Source organism: Thermanaerothrix sp., from assembly GCF_056331585.1.
On the sequence record NZ_JBWGPQ010000020.1, the window covers coordinates 25734 to 48461 of the forward strand.

At 54.9% G+C, this 22728-nt stretch carries 22 protein-coding genes; 9 read left to right on the top strand and 13 right to left on the bottom strand.

All coding sequences use genetic code 11. The features are described 5' to 3' along the window. The first annotated feature begins 2 nt into the window (after positions 1-2). From AC01YT_RS08395 to AC01YT_RS08425, 7 genes are all read left to right on the top strand, one after another. Positions 3-959 carry a 30S ribosomal protein S1 gene (locus AC01YT_RS08395; RefSeq protein ID WP_476674480.1) on the top strand — a complete coding sequence of 319 codons (957 nt, stop codon included), beginning with the start codon at positions 3-5 and terminating at the stop codon, positions 957-959. Further along, a complete protein-coding gene (locus tag AC01YT_RS08400) occupies positions 950-3139 on the top strand; it encodes a DNA translocase FtsK (protein WP_476674482.1) in 2190 nt (729 codons plus the stop codon). The genes AC01YT_RS08395 and AC01YT_RS08400 overlap by 10 nt, the downstream gene beginning before the upstream one ends. Before the next feature lie 95 nt (positions 3140-3234). Beyond that, positions 3235-3882, top strand: coding sequence for a CDP-alcohol phosphatidyltransferase family protein (locus AC01YT_RS08405; RefSeq protein WP_476674484.1), 648 nt, complete (start codon positions 3235-3237; stop codon positions 3880-3882). Positions 3883-3888: 6 nt separating this feature from the next. Further along, positions 3889-4698 (top strand): prolipoprotein diacylglyceryl transferase, encoded by an 810-nt coding sequence (lgt, locus tag AC01YT_RS08410; protein ID WP_476674486.1) that lies wholly within the window; start codon positions 3889-3891, stop codon positions 4696-4698. Positions 4699-4716: 18 nt separating this feature from the next. Continuing rightward, positions 4717-5655: an ABC transporter ATP-binding protein gene (locus tag AC01YT_RS08415; RefSeq protein ID WP_476674488.1), complete on the top strand. Its 939-nt coding sequence runs from the start codon at positions 4717-4719 to the stop codon at positions 5653-5655. Next, positions 5642-7069, top strand: a complete 1428-nt coding sequence (locus AC01YT_RS08420; protein ID WP_476674490.1) for a stage II sporulation protein M — start codon at positions 5642-5644, stop codon at positions 7067-7069. The genes AC01YT_RS08415 and AC01YT_RS08420 overlap by 14 nt, the downstream gene beginning before the upstream one ends. A gap of 53 nt (positions 7070-7122) precedes the next feature. Continuing rightward, positions 7123-7869: an MBL fold metallo-hydrolase gene (locus AC01YT_RS08425; RefSeq protein WP_476674492.1), complete on the top strand. Its 747-nt coding sequence runs from the start codon at positions 7123-7125 to the stop codon at positions 7867-7869. An 11-nt stretch (positions 7870-7880) separates the two neighbouring features. Here the strand turns inward: AC01YT_RS08425 and AC01YT_RS08430 are convergent, their stop codons facing one another. Beyond that, complete coding sequence (locus AC01YT_RS08430) at positions 7881-8384, bottom strand: HNH endonuclease (protein WP_476674494.1); 504 nt, start codon at positions 8382-8384, stop codon at positions 7881-7883. A 150-nt stretch (positions 8385-8534) separates the two neighbouring features. Here AC01YT_RS08430 and AC01YT_RS08435 point away from each other — a divergent pair, with 150 nt between their 5' ends. Together AC01YT_RS08435 and AC01YT_RS08440 are read left to right on the top strand one after the other, a co-directional pair. After that, entirely contained in the window at positions 8535-9830 is a 1296-nt protein-coding gene (locus AC01YT_RS08435) for an adenylosuccinate synthase (protein WP_476674496.1), read from the top strand. Beyond that, entirely contained in the window at positions 9827-10651 is an 825-nt protein-coding gene (locus AC01YT_RS08440; RefSeq protein WP_476674498.1) for a hypothetical protein, read from the top strand. Before AC01YT_RS08435 ends, AC01YT_RS08440 begins: the two co-directional genes overlap by 4 nt. 1 nt (position 10652) lies before the next feature. Here AC01YT_RS08440 and AC01YT_RS08445 read toward each other — a convergent pair whose 3' ends face one another. The 12 genes from AC01YT_RS08445 to AC01YT_RS08500 are packed head-to-tail and all read right to left on the bottom strand — an operon-like array spanning position 10653 to position 22654. Then, a complete protein-coding gene (locus AC01YT_RS08445) occupies positions 10653-11603 on the bottom strand; it encodes a hypothetical protein (protein WP_476674500.1) in 951 nt (316 codons plus the stop codon). Next, positions 11600-12406 (bottom strand): cytidylyltransferase domain-containing protein, encoded by an 807-nt coding sequence (locus AC01YT_RS08450; RefSeq protein WP_476674502.1) that lies wholly within the window; start codon positions 12404-12406, stop codon positions 11600-11602. The genes AC01YT_RS08445 and AC01YT_RS08450 overlap by 4 nt, the downstream gene beginning before the upstream one ends. Positions 12407-12412: 6 nt before the next feature. Next, on the bottom strand, positions 12413-13531 hold the full coding sequence (locus tag AC01YT_RS08455; protein WP_476674504.1) for a glycosyltransferase family 4 protein: 1119 nt from the start codon (positions 13529-13531) through the stop codon (positions 12413-12415). Next, the gene (locus AC01YT_RS08460; RefSeq protein ID WP_476674506.1) at positions 13532-14599 is read right to left on the bottom strand and encodes an N-acetylneuraminate synthase family protein; all 1068 of its coding nucleotides are present in this window, start codon (positions 14597-14599) and stop codon (positions 13532-13534) included. A 22-nt stretch (positions 14600-14621) separates the two neighbouring features. After that, positions 14622-15557 (bottom strand): SDR family oxidoreductase, encoded by a 936-nt coding sequence (locus tag AC01YT_RS08465; protein WP_476674508.1) that lies wholly within the window; start codon positions 15555-15557, stop codon positions 14622-14624. Then, entirely contained in the window at positions 15554-16561 is a 1008-nt protein-coding gene (gene pseB, locus AC01YT_RS08470; RefSeq protein ID WP_476674510.1) for a UDP-N-acetylglucosamine 4,6-dehydratase (inverting), read from the bottom strand. Before pseB ends, AC01YT_RS08465 begins: the two co-directional genes overlap by 4 nt. A gap of 9 nt (positions 16562-16570) precedes the next feature. Further along, positions 16571-17428, bottom strand: a complete 858-nt coding sequence (locus AC01YT_RS08475; RefSeq protein ID WP_476674512.1) for a class I SAM-dependent methyltransferase — start codon at positions 17426-17428, stop codon at positions 16571-16573. Next, entirely contained in the window at positions 17425-19071 is a 1647-nt protein-coding gene (locus AC01YT_RS08480; protein WP_476674514.1) for a hypothetical protein, read from the bottom strand. The genes AC01YT_RS08475 and AC01YT_RS08480 overlap by 4 nt, the downstream gene beginning before the upstream one ends. 1 nt (position 19072) lies before the next feature. Continuing rightward, on the bottom strand, positions 19073-20329 hold the full coding sequence (locus tag AC01YT_RS08485; RefSeq protein ID WP_476674516.1) for an ABC transporter ATP-binding protein: 1257 nt from the start codon (positions 20327-20329) through the stop codon (positions 19073-19075). 22 nt (positions 20330-20351) lie between these two features. After that, positions 20352-21191: an ABC transporter permease gene (locus AC01YT_RS08490; RefSeq protein ID WP_476674518.1), complete on the bottom strand. Its 840-nt coding sequence runs from the start codon at positions 21189-21191 to the stop codon at positions 20352-20354. Positions 21192-21204: 13 nt separating this feature from the next. Next, positions 21205-22176: a GDP-L-fucose synthase family protein gene (locus AC01YT_RS08495; protein WP_476674520.1), complete on the bottom strand. Its 972-nt coding sequence runs from the start codon at positions 22174-22176 to the stop codon at positions 21205-21207. After that, on the bottom strand, positions 22166-22654 hold the full coding sequence (locus AC01YT_RS08500; protein ID WP_476674522.1) for a winged helix-turn-helix transcriptional regulator: 489 nt from the start codon (positions 22652-22654) through the stop codon (positions 22166-22168). Before AC01YT_RS08500 ends, AC01YT_RS08495 begins: the two co-directional genes overlap by 11 nt. Positions 22655-22728 lie beyond the last annotated feature (74 nt).

Consider the following 22728-nt stretch of genomic DNA (forward strand, 5'->3'; position numbering starts at 1 on the left):
TTATGGTCACCAAACGAATGACCGCCATGACCGACACGTCATCACCCGAACCACTCGACGAGGGGTGGTGGGCGTCTGTACTCGCCAATGAGGCCGCCATCATGCCCGACTGCCGCACGTATGAAATCCGCCCCATGCTTCAGGCGGATTTATGCGAAACCGATTGGAAATATGTGCGGCAGGTTTTTGAAAATGATGAGGTGCTCACTTTACGTGTGTATGGGTTCAATCGGGGGGGATTATTGGTACAGGGCGAACGGATCCAGGGATTTGTGCCCATCTCTCACTTGGTGGATATTGGCAGCAACCTGGAAGGGGAAAAACGTCGCGCCGCACTTTCAGCCTACTTAAACCGCACCCTGCGCCTCAAAGTCATCGAATGCGAACCGGCTCAAAATCGCATCGTCCTATCGGAACGCGCGGCCCTGGCTGGTGAAGGGCGGCGCCGTGCACTCTTTGATACGTTGAAAGAAGGCACGGTGATGATTGGGCGGGTGACAAACATCACCGATTTCGGCGTCTTTGTGGATCTGGGGGGCGTAGAAGGGCTCATCCACGTCTCTGAACTTTCATGGGGGCGCGTGCAACACCCCCGCGATATTGTTCAGGTTGGCGACGAAGTGCGCGTGCTGGTTTTGCAGGTCTCTGAAGAAAATGCCCGTATTGCGCTGAGCATCAAACGCTTGATGCCCAACCCCTGGCTCACCCTGGCTGCGCGGTATAAACCCGGTGACATTGTTCCCGCCTGGATCACGGCTGTAGCCCCTTACGGCGCGTTTGCCCGTCTTGAAGAAGGGGTGGAAGGCTTGATTCACGTCTCCTCAATGAACCTACCACCCGGAACAAAAGGCCCGGATCATGTTCTCCAGGTTGGCCAGGCGGTGCAGGTGCGCATTCTTCATATTGATGCGGAACGTCGCCGCTTGGGATTAGGCTTTGTGTGTGCTGAATGCGTGTAAGCCCTCGTTTAGGATCAAACCGCCATTCAGAAGCACCACCGTCTCGGGTTGCCGGATCTGAACCTTCGAGTTCCTGGCTGGGCAACGTCGTTAAGGCGTGGATACTGGTTGAGCGTTTTGGACGAGATGCAGCAGGGTTAAGCCTGCTCATTCTGGCAGTACTTAGCCTACTGGGAATGACCTCACTCAGCCAGGGCAGCCTTATCTCTCCCTGGGGCTTATTGCTCAAGCGCGGCTTTGGCTTAGGGGGATATGGTCTGATCTTGCTCTTGGCTTATCTAGGGGCACAGATTCTATGGGGACATGCCGGAAGTCCTCCGATTCATTTCCTCAAACGCTTCCTCAGCCTGGAAGGGGCGCTTTTCGCCTGGATGGCCTGGTTGAGCATGATGGAAGGGTTGGATCTAGAACGCGCTGAATCCGGGCTTGATGGCGGTATCATCGGCTGGGCATTGGGTACTCTCAGCGCCCGCATTCTCCTCCCCCCGCTCAATGTATTGTTATGGTTTACCCTTTGGTTGGGGCTGACATTGATCGGTCTTGGTCTGTGGGAACGTGCCCTTGCAGCGTTAAAACGTTGGGTGGAGCAGGAACGTCAGCGCCTGGTCACGTCCTCCCCCACAGAGACGGTCACGCAAGCACCATCCCCTTCAGCACCACCCTCCCCTTCACCCCACCCCGCTCCCGGTGCTGTTCCGGTCACCATCGTCAACCCCGTGCGTGATCCGCGCTTGCCGCCATTGAACCTGCTGATCCAAGAGGAAACCAACGGGTTGGATGAAGAACGTATTCTCGCTGTTGCCCGAAAGATCGAACAGACATTAGCCGAGTTTGGCCTACCGGCTCAGGTGGTGGGCTATCGGCGTGGTCCTACCGTTACCCAGTTCGCGGTTGAACCGGGCTTCATCGAGCGTCTCGGCCCAGATGGTCAGCCCACGCGCCAGAAAGTCCGCGTTTCGCAGATCTCGAGCCTGAGCCGCGATCTGGCACTGGCGTTGGCGGCTGAACGCCTGCGCATTGAGGCTCCGGTACCCGGCCATTCCTACGTAGGTATTGAGGTGCCTAATAGTACAACCACACCGGTGCGTCTACGACCCATACTCGAGTCGGAAACCTTTCAACGCCTGCGTTCTCCTCTGGCGCTGGCCTTAGGGCGGGATGTTTCCGGCCAGCCCGTGGTTGTCGATTTAGAACGTATGCCCCATTTGCTGATTGCAGGGACAACGGGGTCAGGAAAATCCGTCTGCCTGGCCAGCCTGATCACCTGCCTGGTGATGAACAATACCCCGGAGCAACTGCGCCTCGCCATCATGGATCCTAAGATGGTGGAACTGGCGCGGTTCGATGGTCTGCCACACCTCTTGGGGCGAGTTGAAACCGAGATTGAACGCATGCTAGCGGTATTGCGCTGGGCACTGACCGAGATGGATCAACGTTATCGTCTGTTTGAGGCTGCCCGCGCTCGTGACCTAAACGCTTATAATGCCAAACAAGTGCGCAAGGATCAGCCCGGCCTACCGCGCATTGTCATCATCATTGATGAACTGGCCGACTTGATGATGTCAGCACCAGATCAAACCGAACATAGCTTGGTGCGCCTGGCGCAACTTGCCCGCGCTACTGGCATTCACCTGGTCATCGCCACCCAACGCCCCAGCACCGATGTCTTAACCGGGTTGATCAAGGCCAATTTTCCGGCGCGCATCGCCTTTGCCGTGGCCTCTTCCGTGGATTCGCGGGTTATCCTCGATACCAATGGTGCCGAAGCCCTACTAGGGCGGGGCGATATGTTGTTCCTGAACCCCGAGGTTGGTACCCCTATTCGTGCCCAGGGGGTGATCATGAAAGATTCGGAAATCAACCGTGTCGTTGCCTACTGGCACCAACAAGCCACCGAACCTCAAGAAGCGCCCTGGGAAGCCCTCTTGCAAGAAGATGACAACGAGACCGATGATTTGCTAGAACAAGCCATTGCCTTAGTACGACGCGCCCAGCGCGCCAGCGCTTCGCTCTTGCAGCGCCGCCTGCGTATTGGTTACCCTCGCGCGGCGCGGCTTTTAGATGAACTGGAAGCCATGGGGATTGTGGGGCCGGCGCAAGGGGGTGGGCGGGAGCGCGAGGTCTTGCTTCCCCCCGAAGAGGACGACCAAGACGCCTATCCCGATGAAGAGACAGCCTGATCTTGCGCCGGACTCGATGCTTAACAATCAAACTTGACTTTTTTACCACGCTAGGATAGCATACGTCAAAATGGCCACAAGGAAGGAGAACCGTATTGACGCCTCATGCCCCGAAACAATCTCCCCAAACATTGACCGCCTTTTTACGCCAGCGCTTTAAACCTCTCCTTGAACGCATAGCGCTTGGATTGGCCCGTTTAGGCGTCACCCCCAACGCCATCACCCTGGCCGGGCTGGCCGGAAACGTTTTGGCCGCCTTCTGGCTGGCACAAGGGCGAATCACCTGGGCGGGATGGCTATTGCTCGTCATTTGGCCGCTCGACGCCCTGGATGGGGCATTAGCACGACTTCGCGGTTCACCCTCCCCTTTTGGTGGTGTGTTAGACTCGGTGACCGACCGCTACGCTGAACTACTGGTGTGGGGCGGACTGTTGGTTTATTATCTCTCTCGGACTGATCCAACCTCTGTTATCCTAATTTATTTGGCGGCGGGTGGTTCGCTGATGGTTTCCTACACCAAAGCGCGTGGTGAGGCTCAGGGCTTTCGGGTAGAGGGAGGACTGCTGACCCGCGTTGAGCGGTTTTTAGTTTTGGTGCCTTGCCTCATTCTCAATCGTCCCCTCATCGCCATTTGGGCTATTGCCTTGCTGGCCAATTTCACCGCGCTCCAGCGCCTGTGGTTGATCTTTCGCCAGTCATCCATGCCGGCACAGTCTGGCCGGCCTACTTTGCCTAAGGAGTAAACACCTATGCCTTCTGGTTTTAATATCGGCCCATTAACCATTCGATTTTACGGTTTATTGATCGTAGGGGGTGCAATGCTGGCCACCTGGATCGCCAGCCGACGCGCCCGGCGCTACGGCGAAAATCCCGACGCCGCCTGGGATATGTTATTCTGGGTGTTCATCGCCGGGGTCATCGGAGCACGCCTGTGGCACATTCTGACTCCGCCGGCTTCTCTGGTCAAACAGGGCATTACTACCTGGTATTACCTAACCCACCCGCTGGATGCTATCGCCATCTGGCACGGTGGTTTGGGTATACCCGGCGCCGTTATCGGTGGGGTCATTGCGCTTTACCTCTACACCCGTAAACATGGCATGTCCTTCGCTACCTGGACCGATATTATCGCGCCTGGATTGGCACTGGCACAGATCATAGGCCGTCTGGGGAACTTTTTCAACCAGGAACTCTATGGTATGCCCACTAATTTGCCCTGGGCAATTTACATTGACCCGGCCCATCGCTTGCCCGAGTTTATGGATCAGGCTTACTATCACCCTCTTTTCGCTTATGAGGGGCTGTGGAATCTGATGAACATCGGCATTATCCTGTGGGTTGAGAAACGATTCTCCAACCAGCGCAAGCCCGGTGATTTATTCCTGGTTTATCTAATCGTCTACCCGATCGGGCGCTTCTTATTGGAATTTCTACGCCTAGATCCATCCCCAGTAGCCGGATTAAACATTAATCAAACCCTGATGGCCATCGTTGCCTTTGCCTCTAGCTTGACCCTCTTCCTGCGTCATCGCCCACAATCCTCCCAATCAACATCCTAGACGAAAGAGAGCAGGGGGATGATCCAGACCGAAGATCTGAGCAAAGTCTTTGGCGATTTCGTTGCTGTGGATGGCCTTAACCTCCACGTTGGGGCGGGCGAGGTACTGGCGCTCCTTGGACCCAACGGTGCTGGCAAAACTACCACGGTGCGCCTATTGACCTCAGTCCTACGCCCTACCCGCGGATGGGCCACCGTAGCCGGGTACGATGTGGTGCGCCAGCCCCAAAAAGTGCGCGCCAATGTGGGGGTACTGACCGAACAACATGGCCTTTATGCTCGCATGACTGGTGAGGAGTATCTCTACTTCTTTGCCAAACTTTATGGCTTGAAGGGGAACGCCACACACCATCGCGTGCATACCCTATTAGAACAATTTGGATTAGCCAGCGTAGCCCGCCGACGCATCGGCGAATACTCGAAAGGAATGCGCCAAAAACTGGCTTTGGTGCGGGCTTTACTTCATGCACCCCCGGTATTGCTGCTGGACGAACCCACCTCAGCCATGGATCCTGAAAATGCGCGTATAGTGCGCGAGACGATCCGCGAATTGCGCCGCGCCAACCATACCATCATCCTATGCACCCACAATCTCATCGAAGCCGAAATGCTGGCCGACCGCATTGCCATCATTCGCCGTGGGCGCATTCTTTTCAACGATACCCCCGACGCGCTAAAACGACACCTGCTGGGAGCGCCCGTGTTTGAACTTCGTTTTGCCCAGGCTTGGGAAAGTGATCTTCCTTTCCTTCCTGACGGTGTCACACTTATCGCTCGGGGCGTGGATTGGATTCATCTCCGTATCGAGAACCCGCACCAGAGCAATCCTTATCTTCTTGCTGCGTTTGCCCAACTCAACACCCCCTTGCTTTATTTCTCCGAACTGCCGCGTTCCCTTGAAGACGCCTACCTGCGGGCTGTAAGCATGGATCTGGAGGAAGCCCATGCTACACCATGAAGACTTACACCCCATTTGGGTCATTGCACGCCGCGAGGTTCGCGATCAATTCCGCGATTGGCGCATTCTGACCCCTGTCCTTTTCTTAACCGCGTTCTTCCCCTTTCTGATGAACTTCTTTGCCCAGCAAATGCTTGATTTTGTGCGCCGGTACGGAGCAGAATTAGTCGGGGAACGCCTGGTGCCCTTCCTGATGCTGGTGGTTGGCTTCTTCCCTATTTCCATCTCGCTGGTCATCGCCCTGGAAAGTTTTGTGGGCGAAAAGGAACGAGGAAGCATTGAACCCCTGCTCAGCACGCCGCTTGAGGACTGGCAACTTTACACCGGGAAACTACTTTCTTCTACGGTTTTACCATTGCTGGCCAGTTTCCTGGGCATGGGGGTTTATATCCTGGGATTAGCACTAAATCGCGTCACGCTGCCGCCCTTTGAAGTGGTGCTTCAAGTGTTTTGCCTGACCATTTTCCACGCTTTGGTGATGGTTAGCGGAGCAGTGGTCGCCTCCAGCCAGGCCACATCGGTACGGGCAGCTAACTTGCTGGCTAGTTTTATCGTCATCCCAATGGCCCTGCTCATTCAGGGCGAAACGGCGATTATGTTCTGGGGGCATCAAAATGGTATCCTGTGGTGGGCTGTTTTGGGTTTGTTTGTGCTCGCCATCCTGTTGGTCAGAGTGGGATTAGCACACTTCCAGCGCGAAGAACTATTAGGGCGTGAACTGGATACCCTGGATATATCCTGGATCTGGCACACGTTTTTACACCACCTGCAAGGTGAAGCACGCCACCTAAGCACCTGGTATCGGATCGAAATACCTCGCACACTGGCCCGCATGCGGTGGTCTCTGCTCGTTGCCGCCATCCTGGGAGCGGTAGGCATCGGTTTGGGCATGCATTATGCAACCCAGTTTCCTCTCCAACTGGATCTTGGACAATCTCAAGTCAACCAGAGCCTGGCCCAACTGACCACGCTTTGGCCGCTAAGCTCCCCCTATCCGCCAATGGCTATCTTATGGCAGAATCTCCGGGCTTTGCTATTGGGCGCAATTCTGGGGGTATTCTCCTTCGGTGTATTAGGCGTCCTGCCCATGTTAGCCACGATGGGTGCATTAGGTTTCCTGACCCAGGCGTTAAGCGCCAATGGATTCCCCGTTGGGGTCTTTATCTTCGGCGCGATCCTTCCTCATGGTCTCTTTGAAATTCCAGCGCTATGGCTGGCTACCGCCGCCACCCTGGAAATCGGCCTGGGAATGATCACCCCTCAAAGGGGCAAGACCTTTAGCGCCGCTTTATTGGAAAGCCTTGCACAGTGGCTTAAAGTCATGATCGGAACGGTCATCCCCTTACTGATCATTGCCGCATGCATCGAAGCCTGGATTACCCCGCGCATTCTGCTTCAATTGCTTTTCCGATAAGTGTACTTTACCAGTTCTGAAAAATCGTCTTTCATAAAAGGGAGAGAGCACCCATGGCACGCATTGTTATTCTCGGTTCGGCTTATGCCATCGCTGATGAGCATCGTGAAAACACCCATCTGGCCATCGTTGAGGAGGATCAGATTCTGCTAATTGATGCACCAGGCAATCCTATTGCCCGCCTGACGCGCGCTGGTCTCTCTTGGCATCAGATCAATGCTCTCATCATTACTCACTTTCACCCTGACCATGTTTCCGGTGCCCCCTTGCTCCTGATGGATCTTTGGCTGTTGGGGCGTAAAGAGCCACTCAAGGTTTTCGGACCAACCCATGCTATCGAGCGTTTGCAAGGCATGATGCACCTTTATGAATGGGAAAAATGGCCGGGGTTTTACCCGGTTGAGTTTATTGCCTTGCCCGAGAATGAGAAGATCCGTTTCATAGACACCCCCCTATGGCGGGTATATTCGGCGCCTGTTAAGCACTTTTTGCCCACTCTAGGGTTACGCATCGAACTGGCTACCGGTAGCATCGCTTACTCTAGCGATACCGAACCGTGTGAGAACATCATCCACCTAGCCCAGGGGGTCAACGTGCTTTTACACGAGGCCACTGGCGAAGGGCCAGGACACACCTCACCCGAACAAGCCGGACGCATCGCCACCCAGGCTGGTGCAGGTGCGCTCTATCTTATCCACACCCCTCCCTTGAGCCAGCCGGAAGCCTGGATCGCCCAGGCGCGACAGGCGTTTGGCGGTCCCGTTTATCTGGCCCACGACTTACTCCAGATTGTGGTGTAGAGCAACAAAAATCACCACCCCGACAGGAACGGCGCCCACTCAGCATACTCGTTGAGGTGGCGGCCAAAGATATAAAGCGCCGTATTGGGTGGCTCCGTCGGTTGGCGTAAAAGTCTCATCCCTGCCTCAGCCAAAGTTCGCCCCCCTTTACGGTGATTACAAGCCGCACAAGCCGTAACCACATTAGTCCAGGTGTGCTGCCCGCCTAAATGACGTGGGATCACATGATCCACAGTTAACTCATTGGTATGCCGACCACAGTATTGACAGGTATAGTTATCACGCCGAAAGATTTCGCGCCGGGTCAGTTTGACCTTAGGACGCGGGCGATGAACCATATGCTGCAAGCGAATAATCGAGGGACGCGGAAAGACACGATTGACCGTGTGGATTTCACCGCGACCATTCAGCACCAGTGTGGCCCGGTTGGTTAGGATGAGACCAATCGCCCGCTGCAAATTGCACACGTTAATCGGCTCAAAATTCGCATTTAATACTAAAACGCTCTCCGCCATGGCATAACCACAAGCCTGCAGATATCATGTTTTCATTATAGCACGCAAATCTTAAGAAAAGCAGGGAATGCGTCAAGCCCGGGCTGCAGGTATAATTGGTTAAAAGTCATTTGCGAGGGTAGGGTCTTTTCGTACCGAGGAGGCTGAGGTATGCCACTGGATATCGTCATCGGAACCCAATGGGGGGACGAAGGTAAAGGCCGTATTGTGGATCTACTAGCTGCTCAGGCTGACCTGGTTGCACGCTACAACGGAGGCGACAACGCCGGGCACACGGTCAATGTGGGAGGGCACACTTTTCGCCTTCACCTGATCCCTTCTGGAATTATTCACCCTCATACGATTGGAATCCTGGGAAACGGTATGGTTATCAACCCGGCCACTCTGGTTCAGGAGATAGAAAACCTCAAAGCCGCTGGCGTCAGCATCACCCCTGAACGATTGCGCATCTCTTTTGCCGCCCACTTGATCACACCTGCCCATCGGGCCCTAGATCAAGCCCAAGAACAAGCGCGGGGAAGCGGACAAATTGGCACCACCGGGCGGGGTATTGGCCCTGCTTACACCGATAAAGCCGCCCGCCATGGCTTACGGATGGAGGACTTGTTAGATCTGGACACGTTTCGCGAGAAACTCGAGCATCATGTGGCCACGATCAACACTTGGCTCATGCGCATTTACGAGGCTGATCCCTTGGATGTTCAAGCCGTAGTGCGTGAATATACCCATTATGCCACCCAGTTACAGCCCTACATTGCGGATGTAGGGATGGAACTCCACCAAGCCTTACGCCTGGGCAAACAGGTGTTGGCGGAAGGGGCGCAGGGCACGCTGTTGGATCTCGATCTAGGTACTTACCCGTATGTAACCAGTTCGACCCCTACGGCTGCCGGTGCTCTCCTGGGCTTAGGATTGGGCATCGTCCCGGTGCGTGCGGTGATCGGCGTCACCAAAGCCTTCCAAACCCGCGTTGGCGCCGGCCCCTTCCCAACCGAGGTCTTCGGCAAGACCGCCGAGCGCTTGCGTGGGACGGGCAAGAATCCCTGGGATGAATTCGGCACCACCACCGGACGCCCGCGCCGGGTAGGATGGTTAGACGGCGTCCTGTTGCGTTACGCCGTGCGCGTCAATGGGGTTACCGAACTCATGATCACCAAAATGGATATCCTAAGCGGACTCCCCACACTGCGTCTGTGTATTGCCTATCGCTATAATGGTCAAACCCTTCAGGACTTACCGTTGGGTCCCGCCCATCTTGAACCCTTTGAGCCAGTTTATGAAGAACTGCCGGGCTGGATGGAAGATGTCACCACCGTGCGCCGATGGGATGACCTGCCTGCAGCTGCCCGCGCTTATGTGCGCCGCATCGAAGAACTGTGCAGCGTGCCAGTGCGGCGGGTTTCGGTTGGCCCTGAACGCAGTCAGGTGGTCGAAGTAACCCCATGACATCATGGGCGCGCTCCCTCTTCATCGTAACGTTGTTGCTTGTGGTTGGCGCCGGGTGTAGCCCCCCCTCAGTCACCCTCCCCGAAACGCCGACATCCTTACCCCCCACAACCACACCGAGCCCCTCACCAGTGTGGTTTCCTCCAACCGCAACTTTCACGCCAATACCTACCCGCGTCATCTCTCCAACCCCAACACCTGCTCTGGCGTTAGGCGATCTGGTGCTGAGCGATGATTTTGAATCCCCCGGTGCCTGGCAAACCTATCGTAATGCCACTGGCAGTGCCGCCCATGAACAACACCAACTGACCCTGGCCGTCAATGCTGCTAAAGGGTATCTGACCAGTTTGCGAAACGCTCCCGAAATCGGTAATGCCTATCTCGAATTAAGTCTACAGCCCAACTTATGTCAGGGGCAGGATACGTTTGGCCTCTTACTTCGCGCTGCCGATGAATTCAACGCGTATCGCTGGGTGATCACTTGCCAGGGACAAATGCGCCTAGAACGCTTGCAAAGTGGGCGCAACCTACCCCTAAGTGATTGGATCGAACTGGGCGAGATTCAGGTCAACCCCTTGGTTGAGACACGTTTGGCTGCTTGGTTGTATCAGGAACACCTCCGCCTGTTTGTTAACGGATTCGAAGAAATCAACCTACGTGATCCGGTGTTTGCCAGCGGGCGGATTGGCGTTTTTGCCCGTGCTGCAGGTGATTCTGCCCTCTCCGTCAGTTTTCGCCGCTTGCGCATTTATGCCATCAACCCAATGCTCTTGCCGACAGTCACACCGACTGTTCCGGTTACCCTCACCCCTCAGCGCTAAGTCATCCGTTCTTCGGCGCACGTTTACGCCAAGGATGTGTCACCGCCGCCAGCCAGGCATAAGCCTCATAATAAGCCTTGCGGGGATGAAAGAGCGCAAAAGCCAGCCACCCCAATACGCGTGACCGTAAGTAGATAAGCGGGAAAATTTCCACCTCGCGCCAGAACTTTAGCCACGAAAGCGGGGCGCGCCGCAAGCCATCAACCGTGAGCACATGGGTGGCATCAATGAGGTTGAAGATCGTGCGTCGCCCACCCCCTAGACGAACATTCTCGTCTGTCTCAGGAAGGCGATAGTGAGGTTGTCCCCCCGGTAAATGACGATAGTCATGGTTTTGATGTACGATAAAAATGAACGATGAAGCATCCACCACCGGCCAACCCTGGCGACGGGCATAGTAAATCATCCAGTTGTCCCATCCCGCCCGACCAACTGCCAACGGGGGCAAATTGCGAAAACAATCGCGTGGGAAGATGAAATAATCGCTTCCCCGCGGGGGATGCCGCCGCCCGCGTTCTTGTACGCGCTGGCGCAATTCTGCTTCCCAACCCAGACCAAACAACAGGTCTTCTTGCACGTCTAAATCCCAGCGCTGTCCCACCATAAGGAACCGCGGCATTTTCTGAGATACAAGTTGCGCCCCCTCAACAAAACTAGGGGTTAGTATAATATCCGCGTTGATGTATGCCAACAGAGGGCTGGTGCTGTTTCGACGCGCTTGCTCAAAGAGCGCCGGTATCAACGGTGTCCCGTAAGCGTTGCGCGCCACTTCAGAGATATGTCGGATACCCAACTCACGGGCCACCTCGGCCACGCCCGCCTCATCCCCAATTAGAAAAATTTCAACTTCGGTTCCGAGCGCCCGCCACGAGCGCAGGGCATTGCGTTGAATTCGCGCAATGTGAGGATCGGTAAATGGCTTTGGGGTGGTAAAGAGGGTAAGCAAGGTCACGCTGAGACTCCCAATTCGGGGATATCTCCACCCCCAAAACGCTCATCCACATCGGTATAGGTGTGATGACGAATCTGGGCATTGAGCGCTGCCAGTTCAGGGTGAGTCTGCCATAGGGCTAAGGCTTCGCGCCAGTTAAAGTCGTCCCGTTCTCCCAACAAGGTAACCAATTTACGCACAACCTCCAAGTCTTGTGGTGTATCTACCGTCCATCGTACCTGCCCATAATCCGCTTCGGCATTGAGGATCACTGTGCTGAACCGCCCTTCCACTTCATAAAGGTAGGGCATGACGTGCTCGCGTTGATGCGGTGCCGTGGCTTCGCGCCAGGCCCGTTCTAAGGCATTAAACGTGCATACCTCAACGTCCAAACCAATTGGATACGTACGCCGCCAGGGAGGGGGCAAGCGGTTAGCAGCGAAATCAGCACCCCGGTGAAGCAAAGCTTCCACCGTCGCATCAATTAATTCCGGGTCAATCAATGGGCAATCCGCCGTGAGCCGCACAATTATATCAGCCTGAAAATGGCGCGCTGCCTGATAGAAGCGATCTAGCACATCATAAGGATGACCGCGCCACCAGGGGTAACCGCGCGCCTGACAAAATGCCACAATTGGATCATCTGCGGCTTCGGTTGTCGTCGCCACAATCACGCGGTCAACGTAGCGCGAACGGCGAGCACGCTCAACACTCCAAGCCAGAACAGGACGCCCAGCCAGATCGAGCAACACCTTGCCGGGCAAACGGCTGGAACTCATCCGCGCTTGAAGAATAGCGACAATGTTACGGTTGGAACCCAGCATCCTTTCTCACCTTGCGGCAATCTGCCAGGCCAGGTCATAGGCTTGCAGTAACCGCGCAAAATTCTTCTCCCAGTCTGCCCGTTCTTCAGCTAGAAAACGCGCTTGGCGCCGCATTTCCATCAATACATCGCGCCGATTATATGCTTCCCGAATGCGCTCCGCCAGCGCATGCGCATCGCCATCCGGAAACAACCACCCATGTACCCCCGGCACTACCCATTCGCGGTTGCCAGGGATGTCCGAGACCACCGCCGGTAAGCCACAAGCCAGGGCTTCCATCAACGACACTGAAGATCCATCGCTATGTGAAGCGCTGAGATAGAGGTCTGCAGCGCGATAAAAAGAGGGCAACCGCTCATACCCCACCTGGCCGCCTAGATATACCCGATCCAATAGATCATTTTCATACAATAATCTTTGGATCAGTGGGGCCTGGGAACCACTGCCAAGGAGGAAAAGGCGGATTTCGGGTAGATTGCGTGCGACCTCAGCAAATGCCCGCACCACCACATCCACACCATAAATGGGCTCCCACGAACGGAGTGAGAGTAGGACAAAGTTATCCTGCCAACCGCGGCGCGCACGCATACCGCTATCCTCGCCGGGGCTGAAGTGGCGCAAATCCACTCCCCAGGGGAAAAGCACAATTCGTTCCGCCGCCATTCCAAAGGACATCGCCACATTCTGCACCGCGCGGCAGTCGCCGACCAATATCGTTGCCCGACGCAGGGTCAACGCGGTAATCCAACGCCACCAGCGGTTGCGATAGGCATCACGGAGCAAATCTGAACCCCAGGACATGACCACCAACGGATGGAAACCGCTCAATGCCGCCAGGAACGCAGCGGTTTGCACTGGCCCAGCGTGGATCAAATCGGGCTTAATCTCATTTATCACTCGCTGAAAATCCCGCAGCAGAGCTGGCACAGCCGCCCAGGTAAAGGGTTTCACCCCACCCGCCCAAGGCACATAGGTTACCCCTACGGGCAAGGGACGGTCTTCCAACTGCCGCGCCCCACGCTCCAAGCGCAGGTAGTAGATCTGGTGGGGTGTTGCTGCCAGCGCGGAGAGAAAACGATGGTCGTGCGGCGTATAGTCGCGGCTGAAGTAAAGAACACGGGCCACCTAACTTCCCAAATCCGTCCAGCGTAGTTCTTTGCCGTAAGGAATATCCACTAATGCGCGGGTGCCGATGACCCGTTCGATATCGGGTGGCAAGATGGCACCGGGTGTCGCCGGGCGCAGGACGTCAATCATCTCCCGCGTCAGGACTTCACCCGCTTTGATATCACGGGCAGCACGCAAGCAACGGCGCTGCAAAATCACCGTTTCTTGCTCGTTTTCGGTGACGACCTTGTCGGCCGAACCCAATGCCCACTCTAGTTCCCGGGTTCGTTCGACCATTTCGCGCCATGCCGCCGGGGTGAGCGAGAAGGGGTGATCAGGGCCTTCACGGGTATTATCATCGGTAAAGTGCTTCTCGATAACCCGTGCACCTAACGCCACCGCACCCAAAACGGCAGCATGCCCAGGGGTATGATCTGATAGACCCAAGACCACATCCGGGAACATCACCCGATAGGTCTTGAGGACATTCAGGTTAACATATTTGAAATTCTCACGACTACCGGTGTAATTGGTGTTACACTGCATCAGCACCAATTGCGAGTTATGTTTGAGAATCGTATGGACAGCTCGTTGCACCTCACCAATATTGGCTGCACCGGTAGCCAACAACACCGGCTTTCCTTTCTTTGCGATGCGCTCCAAGGCTTCTAGCCAATCAATTTCCCCGGAACCGATCTTGTAAGCCGGCATGAAAGGCTCTAAAAAATCAATGGACTCAAAATCGTAAGGTGCTGAAAAATAATCAATCCCCACCTCGTCGCACACCGCTTTTAACTCATAGGTCCATTCCAGGGGGATGGAGGCATCCTGATACACCTCAAAAACCGATTTCTTCCATTTGGCTTGATGAGAACGTTGCGATCCTAAAGCGCGAAAACCATAATCTGAGACGATTTTAGGCGCATGAAAATTTTGGAATTTGGCTGCATCGGCGCCTGCTTCTTTGGCCAAACGGATCAGGTCTTTCGCTCGTTCCAGGCTGCCATCATGGTTAGCGGCGATATCCGCCACAAAATAGGTGGGGTGATTCTCCCCAATCCAGCGCTGACCAATCTGAATATCCATAGCGATCCTCCTCGGTTAGACTTCAGACTCGTGGGTTTTCAACCTCGAGGGCTAAAGCGCGCAGGTAGGCGGCACGTCCCCCCCGATAGTGATGATAGAACCGGTCTAAACCTTCCTTTTGCCCTGGTACTTCGCCTAAAACGGCCTGTAGTTTTGCCGTTGATAACGTCAGGTTCGGAGCACGTGGAGCTCGCAACTGCCCTTGCTGGACCGAAATTGGTGTAATCAACCCTGCATCCAAGCCAAAGCGTTCCGCCAAAGCACATCCAAAGGCGTATTTACTCAAACACTCGCGACTAACGACATGATAGAGCCCCTGGCATTCATGCTCCACCAAAGCCACAAGAATCTCGCTCAATTGGGTCACTTCCAGAGGACAGAAGATCACATCCATAAACCCGTTGACCCGATGTCCCTGACTCAAATTATAAAAGAAAAACTCTGCCAGGCTGCGTCGCCCTTGCAGGCTCCACCCGTAGAAGTTCACCCTGGCGATTAAAGCCTGCGGATAAAGTTCCTGCACATAGCGTTCAGCAGCTAACTTACTCCGCGCGTACGTGCTCAGAGGATTGGGGGGATCTTCCTCGGTATAATTGCCCCGTTGACCATCAAAAACCGCATCGGTTGAAATGTGCACCAACCGGATGCCCTTTTGAGCACACAAACGGGCTAATTCTGCCGGCACCTCCGTGTTCAGACGCCAAGCCAAATCGGGCTGCTGCTCACACACATCCAGGTTGGCCAAGGCAGCTGCATGTAAGATCACCTCAGGCTTGAATTTCTCAATCAAATCAGGCAGTGCTTCTAGGCGCGTAAGGTCCACCGAAACGGCTTCAAAGGGCGGGCTACGTAAGGGATGATGGTTGACCACACCGATGATCTCCAGGTGTGAGGCAAAGTGCACCGCGAAATTTAAGCCTAGCAATCCACTTGCGCCGGTAACCAGCCAGCGTTTCATAGCAGTTTCCCTTGCAAGTACTCCGCTTCGAGCGGTGCGATCATTTGGCGCAGTTCCTCAATCGTAAGCCAAGCATCATTGGTGTTGCTGGCATAGCGAAATCCATCGGGAAGAGGTTTGCCGCGCCCTTCCCACTTGCGCCCAAACCAGAATGCTTCAACCGGTTGCACAACATACATGTTTTCGAGTTCCACGGTTGAGCGGGCTTCATCCTCGGAAATCAAAACCTCGTGCAATTTTTCCCCGGGACGGATACCGATGACCTCTAATCGCGCCTCGGGCGCAATCGCCCGTGCCAAATCCAGCACGCGCATGCTGGGGATCTTGGGGACAAACACTTCTCCCCCCATCATTTGCTCTAGGCAATGGATCACAAAGCGCACCCCCTGATCCAGTGAAATCCAGAAGCGAGTCATGCGTTCATCGGTAATCGTCAGCACCCCGCTCTCACGCTGACGCAGGAAAACCGGCACCACGCTCCCACGGCTTCCAACCACATTTCCATAACGTACACAACTGAACCGCGTTGCTTTTCCACCAGCATAGGCATTGCTCTGAACAAAAAGTTTCTCGGCGGCCAATTTGGTGGCACCGTAGAGATTAACCGGGTTGACAGCTTTGTCCGTGCTCAACGCAATGACGCGCTCTACCCCGGCATCCAGTGCCGCTTCGATGACGTTGCTGCTCCCCAGAATGTTGGTTTTAATCGCTTCCATGGGGTTGTACTCACATGCCGGCACTTGCTTCAACGCCGCGGCATGCACAACAATATCCACTCCATCGAAGGCACGCCGCAAACGTTGCAAGTCGCGCACGTCGCCGATAAAATAGCGCAAAGAGGGGTGATCAAAACCGCTTACGCGCATCTCATGCTGTTTGAGTTCGTCCCGACTGAATACGATGATCTTGGCCGGATGGTATTCTTCCAGCATCACCTGGACGAACTTTCTGCCAAAAGACCCGGTACCTCCGGTTACCAGAACCACTTTCTCCGACCAGTTCATGTACGCTCCTTATTGTGGTTTACGTAGGATAATCATAGGGTATTGGCCGTTCTCACCAAAGTAGTGAGGAAAACGTTCTTCCAAGGCAAACATTAAACGCAGCCAAAAGCGCCCCAGCAAGCGTTCGTGGATCATCGCACGCAGGAACCTCACACTCACACTGCGCCATACCCGGATTTCGAGAGGGATGTGAGCACCGATGCGTGCTTTGAGCCAAGTCGGGGTCATTTTTTCCACAAACGTTCCGCTCGGGGATGGCACAGTGGCCTTCATGTTATTCTGGGCATGAGATGGGGCTGGCGACCGTCCCCAACGGGCTGTTATTCGTTCCATTAATCGCAACAGGGGTTCAAAACGACGCATCAGAGGGGAATCCGTCCAGCCGTTGACCACAACGCCCGTCGCGCCCGGTTTCAAAACCCGGTAGAGCTCACGGTAAGCCTGTTCCTGCTCCTCAAGTGGAAGGTGATGAAAGGTGTGTAAAGAGACTGCTCCTTCAAACACCTCGTTTCGGAAGGGCAAGTTAGCCACATCAGCCACCACATAAAGCCCATGCGAGCCCAAGCGCGCCCGTGCCTCCTTAAGAGCAACCAGCGAAAGGTCAGCACATACCCGATAGGTATATCCATGAGAATAAGTCAAATATTCAGGATACTGCACCGGGCCAGAGCCAGCATCTAACAAGAAGCGACCTTGTGGCGCCAGATAATGCCCGACTCGGAGGTGGCAGCGATGACGATATTCCTCTGAGACCGGGCGTAGGTCTTCGTAGCGCATATTCTGATAAACGCCTTCAGCGACCTGCTGCCAACCCACTTGATCGTAGAATTGTTGTACCTGCTGCTTAACCGAGCCAGGTCCACTCATGCATTGGCACCCTCACGCGCGTTGTAAGCCACCATCTGGGGTGAAACAGTCCACTCAATGGGCTCACCAACCAGGTACTGAAAGGTTGGGGCATAGAGATCACGTTCATCGCCTTCCAGCACCTCAGCCAACGGTCGCGCCTGGTAATCTTCCCACATGCGCACCAAATGCCAGGGGAATGGTTGCGGATACTCGAAGAAGAAGCGATAGGCGTATTGCCAGGCACGCTGAATCTGCTCGCGGCTCAGGCGATAGGCCGCCGGATTCTCGAGAATTTGCCCCAGCAACTTGAAGTAACTGACCCAGGAATCGGGATCATACGTGAAGCCGCGTTGACGATAGTGGGTTTGTCCAGCCACAATGACCGGCAGGCCATGCATGGCCATCTCCAACCCAACCGTGGTAGTGTACACCAACCCTAAATCCGCCACTTCAACCAAATCATACGTGTTGATTGGATCTTTGGGGCGGATCAAACGAATATGCTCCGGCAAGCGCGGCAAAACATGGTGGAGAATATCCACCATAGACTGACCGCGGGTCAATACCTCACCGGGGTGCACCCGAATGACCAACTGTACATCCGGGCGTCCCATAAAATACTGCACGGTGCGGCTGATCCACTCGGTCATCGTTTTACTAAACACCTGGCGCCCTAAGGTCAGGCTATCACCCAACACATTGGTTGCCAACAGCACCACCGGACGCTCATCCAACCCCAATGCAGCACGCGCCTGCGCACCCCCTTGCGCCGGCACCCCTTGCCATAAGCGGGCAAAGTTTTCCCACCGCGTGGCACGTCGTCGTGCCATTAATAGCGCACGCATCCGCTCCAGTTCATCCTCGGTTAGGGGGATATCCTTGCGTGCTTGCCACAGAGCATCTGTTTCCTGGCGCATGACCTCGGCATTCTGCGCCAACCAGATGCGTTGACGTTGATCACCAAATTCATAGGTTACCGTCGGAATCTTCAGGTAACGCGCTACGCGATAAACGACTCCTAATTCCTGGATGGTGCCATTTGGAATAATGGCCACATCAGGACGATGCTGTTTGAGCCAGGTCAGCGCCGCCTGAGCCACATCCTTATTACGCAAGTAGCGCAAACGATAAAGATCGCTCTGAGGATCAATATCTTCGACTTGCAAGGTGTACTGTGTGTCAAAAACCGACACCTGCCGCACCGCTTCTTCGAGTTCGTGCGCCAGATGGGTGTAGGGCGCCCGCAAGGTGACAAAAGAAACGGTGTTAATCAGCCCCTCAGCCACTGAGAGCACTTTGCGCGCATAGGCATTTTGGCGGCGCAGATCAAAGCGGTTGATCGGCGTATACCAGTCGCCATAAGGCAAGAACGCCAGGGTCACCCGATGTCCCTGGGCTGCCAACGAAACCGCTAATAAGGTAGCATGTTCAACCCAATAATGGAGGGTGGCGAAAATAAACACCTCGCGCCCTGGAGAGGCTTTGGCTCGTAGAGTTTGCGCCTGGGCAACGATTTGGGGCAGAGCGCTTTGTAAGTTGCGCAACACAAAGCGACTTTGAATCGGTTTGTTGCCGCCCTGCCGCACCATCCAGTACAATTCTGCCGCAAATGGCAGACTGCCCAATACCTCTTTTAGTAATTCTTTGCCATTGGTTTTCATCTCAAACAACCTCAACCTGCCATTCCAGACGGGGACGCACCGCCCCCAGACGCGGCTCAGGCCATTGGGTGCCTGGTGCACCGGTGGCATCCACCGTAAAGGTCAACGCCTGTTCATCTTGAAAATAACGTCGCACCCGATAGGCGCTGGCATTGACGCCCACTACAAAGCGCCCTTCGTTGAGGAGATTTGCGGGTAATAAACACCGACTAATATAGCGCCCTGCCGGGCGAACCGAGAAGCGTTCGAACCGCTCCGGGTCATCGGTATCAAAGGACGTAAACACATACTCACCGCGTGTGCTCATCAGGTAAAAACCCACCCGCAGGGCGGCAATCGGCGCACTGAGTTCATATTCAATCTCGATCACGCTGGGCTCTACCGAACGCACGGTATCCACCACTTGACCCTGCGCATTGCGTATGCGTAAGGCAATTGGGCGAAACGGCGCCGCCGATGCCGGTACCTCTTCCGCATGCCATACCCGCTCCCCGGTCTGTGAGAAACCCTGCGAGAGATAATAGTCCACCGCCTCGGGAGTCAGAGCTCGCATGACCAGACGCCCTTTATCCAGCACCAAGGTTTCCTCAGTGAGGCGCAAGATGGCCGACATGTTGTGGCTCACAAAGAGCACCGTGCGCCCCTCGCGCGCTACCTCTCCCATCTTACCCAGGCATTTGCGCTGAAATTCCGCATCGCCCACCGCCAGCACCTCATCTACCACCAGGATTTCGGGCTCCAGGTGAGCCGCCACCGCAAATGCCAAGCGTAGGTACATGCCGCTTGAATAGCGTTTGACCGGGGTATCAATGAAGGGCTCCACCTCGGCAAAGGCCACAATCTCGTCAAATTTACGGTCAATTTCAGACCGCTTCATGCCCAGAATGGCACCGTTGAGATAGATGTTCTCCCGTCCGGTCAACTCGGGGTGAAAGCCTGTGCCGACCTCTAATAACGATCCCACGCGCCCACGGATCTCGGCTTCACCTTCAGTAGGCTCGGTAACCCGGGATAAAATCTTGAGCAGAGTACTCTTTCCTGCGCCGTTACGCCCGATTACCCCCAACACCTTGCCATGTTCAACCTCAAAGGACACATGCCGCAACGCCCAAATGGTTTCATCAGCCCGATGATTGCGGTGAAAGAGCGCCTGTACCCGATCCGCCAACGCTTCGCGCAGGGTAGGATAACGGGTAACTATTGTGCCAATGCGATATTGCTTACCCAGGTCTCGAACTTGAATGGCGTAACGACTCATACATCCTCTTCCCGCCGATTCATCAAACGCGGTCAGCAAAAAGGCGTTCCATCCGCCGAAAATAGAACAAACCGCTGATCAACATCACAATGGCCGTGGCGCTCGAGATCGCCAGAATCAGCCCTAATTGATCGGTTTGACTACCCAAGAGTGCCCACCGAAATCCCTGCACCACGCCGGTCATGGGGTTAAGTGCATACACCAACCGCCACCGTTCTGGAACGGTATTGATGGAGTAAATGATTGGGGAGACGAACATCCACAACTGGGTCAGGAACGGTAAAGCATACCCCACATCACGATATAAGACATTCAGGGCAGAGAGCCACAACCCCACCCCCAACGCCGTGACCAGTGCCAGGAGGAGAAGTATGGGGAGCAGCAAGATCCCCCACGTAGGATAGAGGCCATAAAACGCCATCATTCCTAACAGGAACAGAAAGGCAATTCCAAAATCTACCACCCCGCTCAACACCGAGGACAGGGGAAGGATTAAGCGCGGAAAGTAGATTTTGGTGATCATATGACTATTGCCCACCAGAGACCGACTGGCATCGTTGAGGGCCTTCGAGAACAACCCCCAGGGCAGCAACGCAGCATACGAGAACACCGGATAAGGAAACCCTTCCGATGAAACCTTAGCAAAGTTTCCGAAAAAAATGGTGAAAACCACCATGGTCAAGAAGGGCTGTAAAATGGCCCAGGCTGCCCCCAGCAGGGTTTGTTTATAGCGCACTTTGAGATCACGCCATGTAAGGAAATAAATCAATTCACGATACAACCACAGATCACGCAGGTCAAGCGCAGCCCACCCTCGCGAGGGGCGAATGATTGTCACCGCAGTTTGTTCTCTTAAGGCCATACGTCAACCCGTCTCAGGCGCTGGCAACAACGCCGCGCACACGTTCACGATTCTGACGATACCACTCGATGGTTCGTCGCAACCCTTCCTCAAAAGGCGTTTGAGCTTTGAAACCAAAGTATTTTTCCGCCCGGCTGATATCCAAGGCTCGCCGCGGCTGGCCATTAGGACGGCTGGTATCCCACACCAGACGTCCCTCGAAACCGGTCAAGCGACGAATCATCTCCGCCAGGTCGCGAATACTGATCTCCATTCCAGAACCCAGATTCACCGGCTCGGGGCCGTTGTACTTTTCGGTGGCCAGCAGGATGCCCTCAGCGGCATCTTCCACAAAGAGGAACTCACGCGTTGGTGAACCATCCCCCCAAACCACCACCTCGGGTAACCCCTGCTCTTGGGCTTCAATGCACTTGCGGATCAAGGCCGGGATGACATGGGAAGTCTCAAGGTCAAAGTTATCCCGTGGGCCATAGAGGTTGACCGGTAACAGGTAAATCGCATTGAACCCATATTGTTGACGGTAAGCCTGTGCCTGCACGAGCAACATCTTTTTCGCTAAGCCATAAGGGGCATTGGTCTCTTCTGGATAACCATTCCACAAGTCATCTTCTTTGAAGGGCACCGGGGTATATTTGGGATAGGCACACACGGTTCCAATAGCGACAAACTTCTCCACCCCGCGCTGCCATGCCTGGTGCATCAACTGGACGCCCATCATCAGATTATCGTAAAAGAACTCCGCCGGATGCATGCGGTTAGCACCAATCCCCCCTACATGGGCAGCCAGGTGAATAATCACATCCGGGCGGGCGTCATCCAACATCCGTCGGATGGCTTGCGGATCCACCAAATCATATTCACGCTTGCGAGGGACAAAAATTTCGGTTGCCCCACGCTGGCGCAATTTATCCACAACAAATGAGCCCAGAAAGCCGGCACCCCCTGTTACGCAGAAACGCTTCCTCCAAAACGAATCAATACTCATCAGCGGCCTCATTCGGAAAATCAAGTTGAATGGTCAAATTGTGCACCCGGATCACCGGCGCGCGACCATTATCTACCAAAGTCAGACCTTGTTCGAGGCAGGTAAGGCGACACACCTCGGCTACCTCACCCTCACCCTCTAGACGCACCGCCCAATAGCCACTCTCACGCACCTTTACGATCACCGTTAGGGCGCGCTCACGCACTTGGCGGTAAAGTTGAAATGAATCGCGGATATAATCCAGGGTCAAGCGGGTGCGCAATGCCACCCCTTCCGGCGTGATCAAATAACGTAATTTGCGGCGCTCTACACGCCGCACTTTGATATACCCCTTAGCAATCAGGCGTTTGAGGTGCCAGTTAACCGTCCCTACCGCGACGCCTAAACGCGTAGCCAGTGAGGCTTGAGTTGCATCCGGATCTTGCTCAATGTGCTCCAGGATAATCAAATCGCGCGTTGATTCAGAAGAAAGCGGCATAATCACCTGCTAATATTCAACGGTTGAATTATAAAACAGCCCTTCTGATCGGTCAAGCCTTGGTTTCTTGAGCT

Excerpts from the sequence above, each read along its gene's own strand:
- AC01YT_RS08465 (WP_476674508.1), bottom strand. The coding sequence starts at position 15,557 with ATGAAACGCTGGCTGGTTACCGGCGCAAGTGGATTGCTAGGCTTAAAT.
- AC01YT_RS08420 (WP_476674490.1), top strand. The coding sequence starts at position 5,642 with ATGCTACACCATGAAGACTTACACCCCATTTGGGTCATTGCACGCCGC.
- AC01YT_RS08425 (WP_476674492.1), top strand. The coding sequence starts at position 7,123 with ATGGCACGCATTGTTATTCTCGGTTCGGCTTATGCCATCGCTGATGAG.
- AC01YT_RS08475 (WP_476674512.1), bottom strand. The coding sequence starts at position 17,428 with ATGAGTGGACCTGGCTCGGTTAAGCAGCAGGTACAACAATTCTACGAT.
- AC01YT_RS08495 (WP_476674520.1), bottom strand. The coding sequence starts at position 22,176 with ATGAGTATTGATTCGTTTTGGAGGAAGCGTTTCTGCGTAACAGGGGGT.
- AC01YT_RS08485 (WP_476674516.1), bottom strand. The coding sequence starts at position 20,329 with ATGAGTCGTTACGCCATTCAAGTTCGAGACCTGGGTAAGCAATATCGC.
- AC01YT_RS08440 (WP_476674498.1), top strand. The coding sequence starts at position 9,827 with ATGACATCATGGGCGCGCTCCCTCTTCATCGTAACGTTGTTGCTTGTG.
- AC01YT_RS08480 (WP_476674514.1), bottom strand. The coding sequence starts at position 19,071 with ATGAAAACCAATGGCAAAGAATTACTAAAAGAGGTATTGGGCAGTCTG.
- AC01YT_RS08500 (WP_476674522.1), bottom strand. The coding sequence starts at position 22,654 with ATGCCGCTTTCTTCTGAATCAACGCGCGATTTGATTATCCTGGAGCAC.
- AC01YT_RS08395 (WP_476674480.1), top strand. The coding sequence starts at position 3 with ATGGTCACCAAACGAATGACCGCCATGACCGACACGTCATCACCCGAA.
- AC01YT_RS08450 (WP_476674502.1), bottom strand. The coding sequence starts at position 12,406 with ATGCTGGGTTCCAACCGTAACATTGTCGCTATTCTTCAAGCGCGGATG.
- AC01YT_RS08490 (WP_476674518.1), bottom strand. The coding sequence starts at position 21,191 with ATGGCCTTAAGAGAACAAACTGCGGTGACAATCATTCGCCCCTCGCGA.
- AC01YT_RS08460 (WP_476674506.1), bottom strand. The coding sequence starts at position 14,599 with ATGGATATTCAGATTGGTCAGCGCTGGATTGGGGAGAATCACCCCACC.
- pseB (WP_476674510.1), bottom strand. The coding sequence starts at position 16,561 with ATGAACTGGTCGGAGAAAGTGGTTCTGGTAACCGGAGGTACCGGGTCT.
- AC01YT_RS08415 (WP_476674488.1), top strand. The coding sequence starts at position 4,717 with ATGATCCAGACCGAAGATCTGAGCAAAGTCTTTGGCGATTTCGTTGCT.
- AC01YT_RS08430 (WP_476674494.1), bottom strand. The coding sequence starts at position 8,384 with ATGGCGGAGAGCGTTTTAGTATTAAATGCGAATTTTGAGCCGATTAAC.
- lgt (WP_476674486.1), top strand. The coding sequence starts at position 3,889 with ATGCCTTCTGGTTTTAATATCGGCCCATTAACCATTCGATTTTACGGT.
- AC01YT_RS08435 (WP_476674496.1), top strand. The coding sequence starts at position 8,535 with ATGCCACTGGATATCGTCATCGGAACCCAATGGGGGGACGAAGGTAAA.
- AC01YT_RS08400 (WP_476674482.1), top strand. The coding sequence starts at position 950 with ATGCGTGTAAGCCCTCGTTTAGGATCAAACCGCCATTCAGAAGCACCA.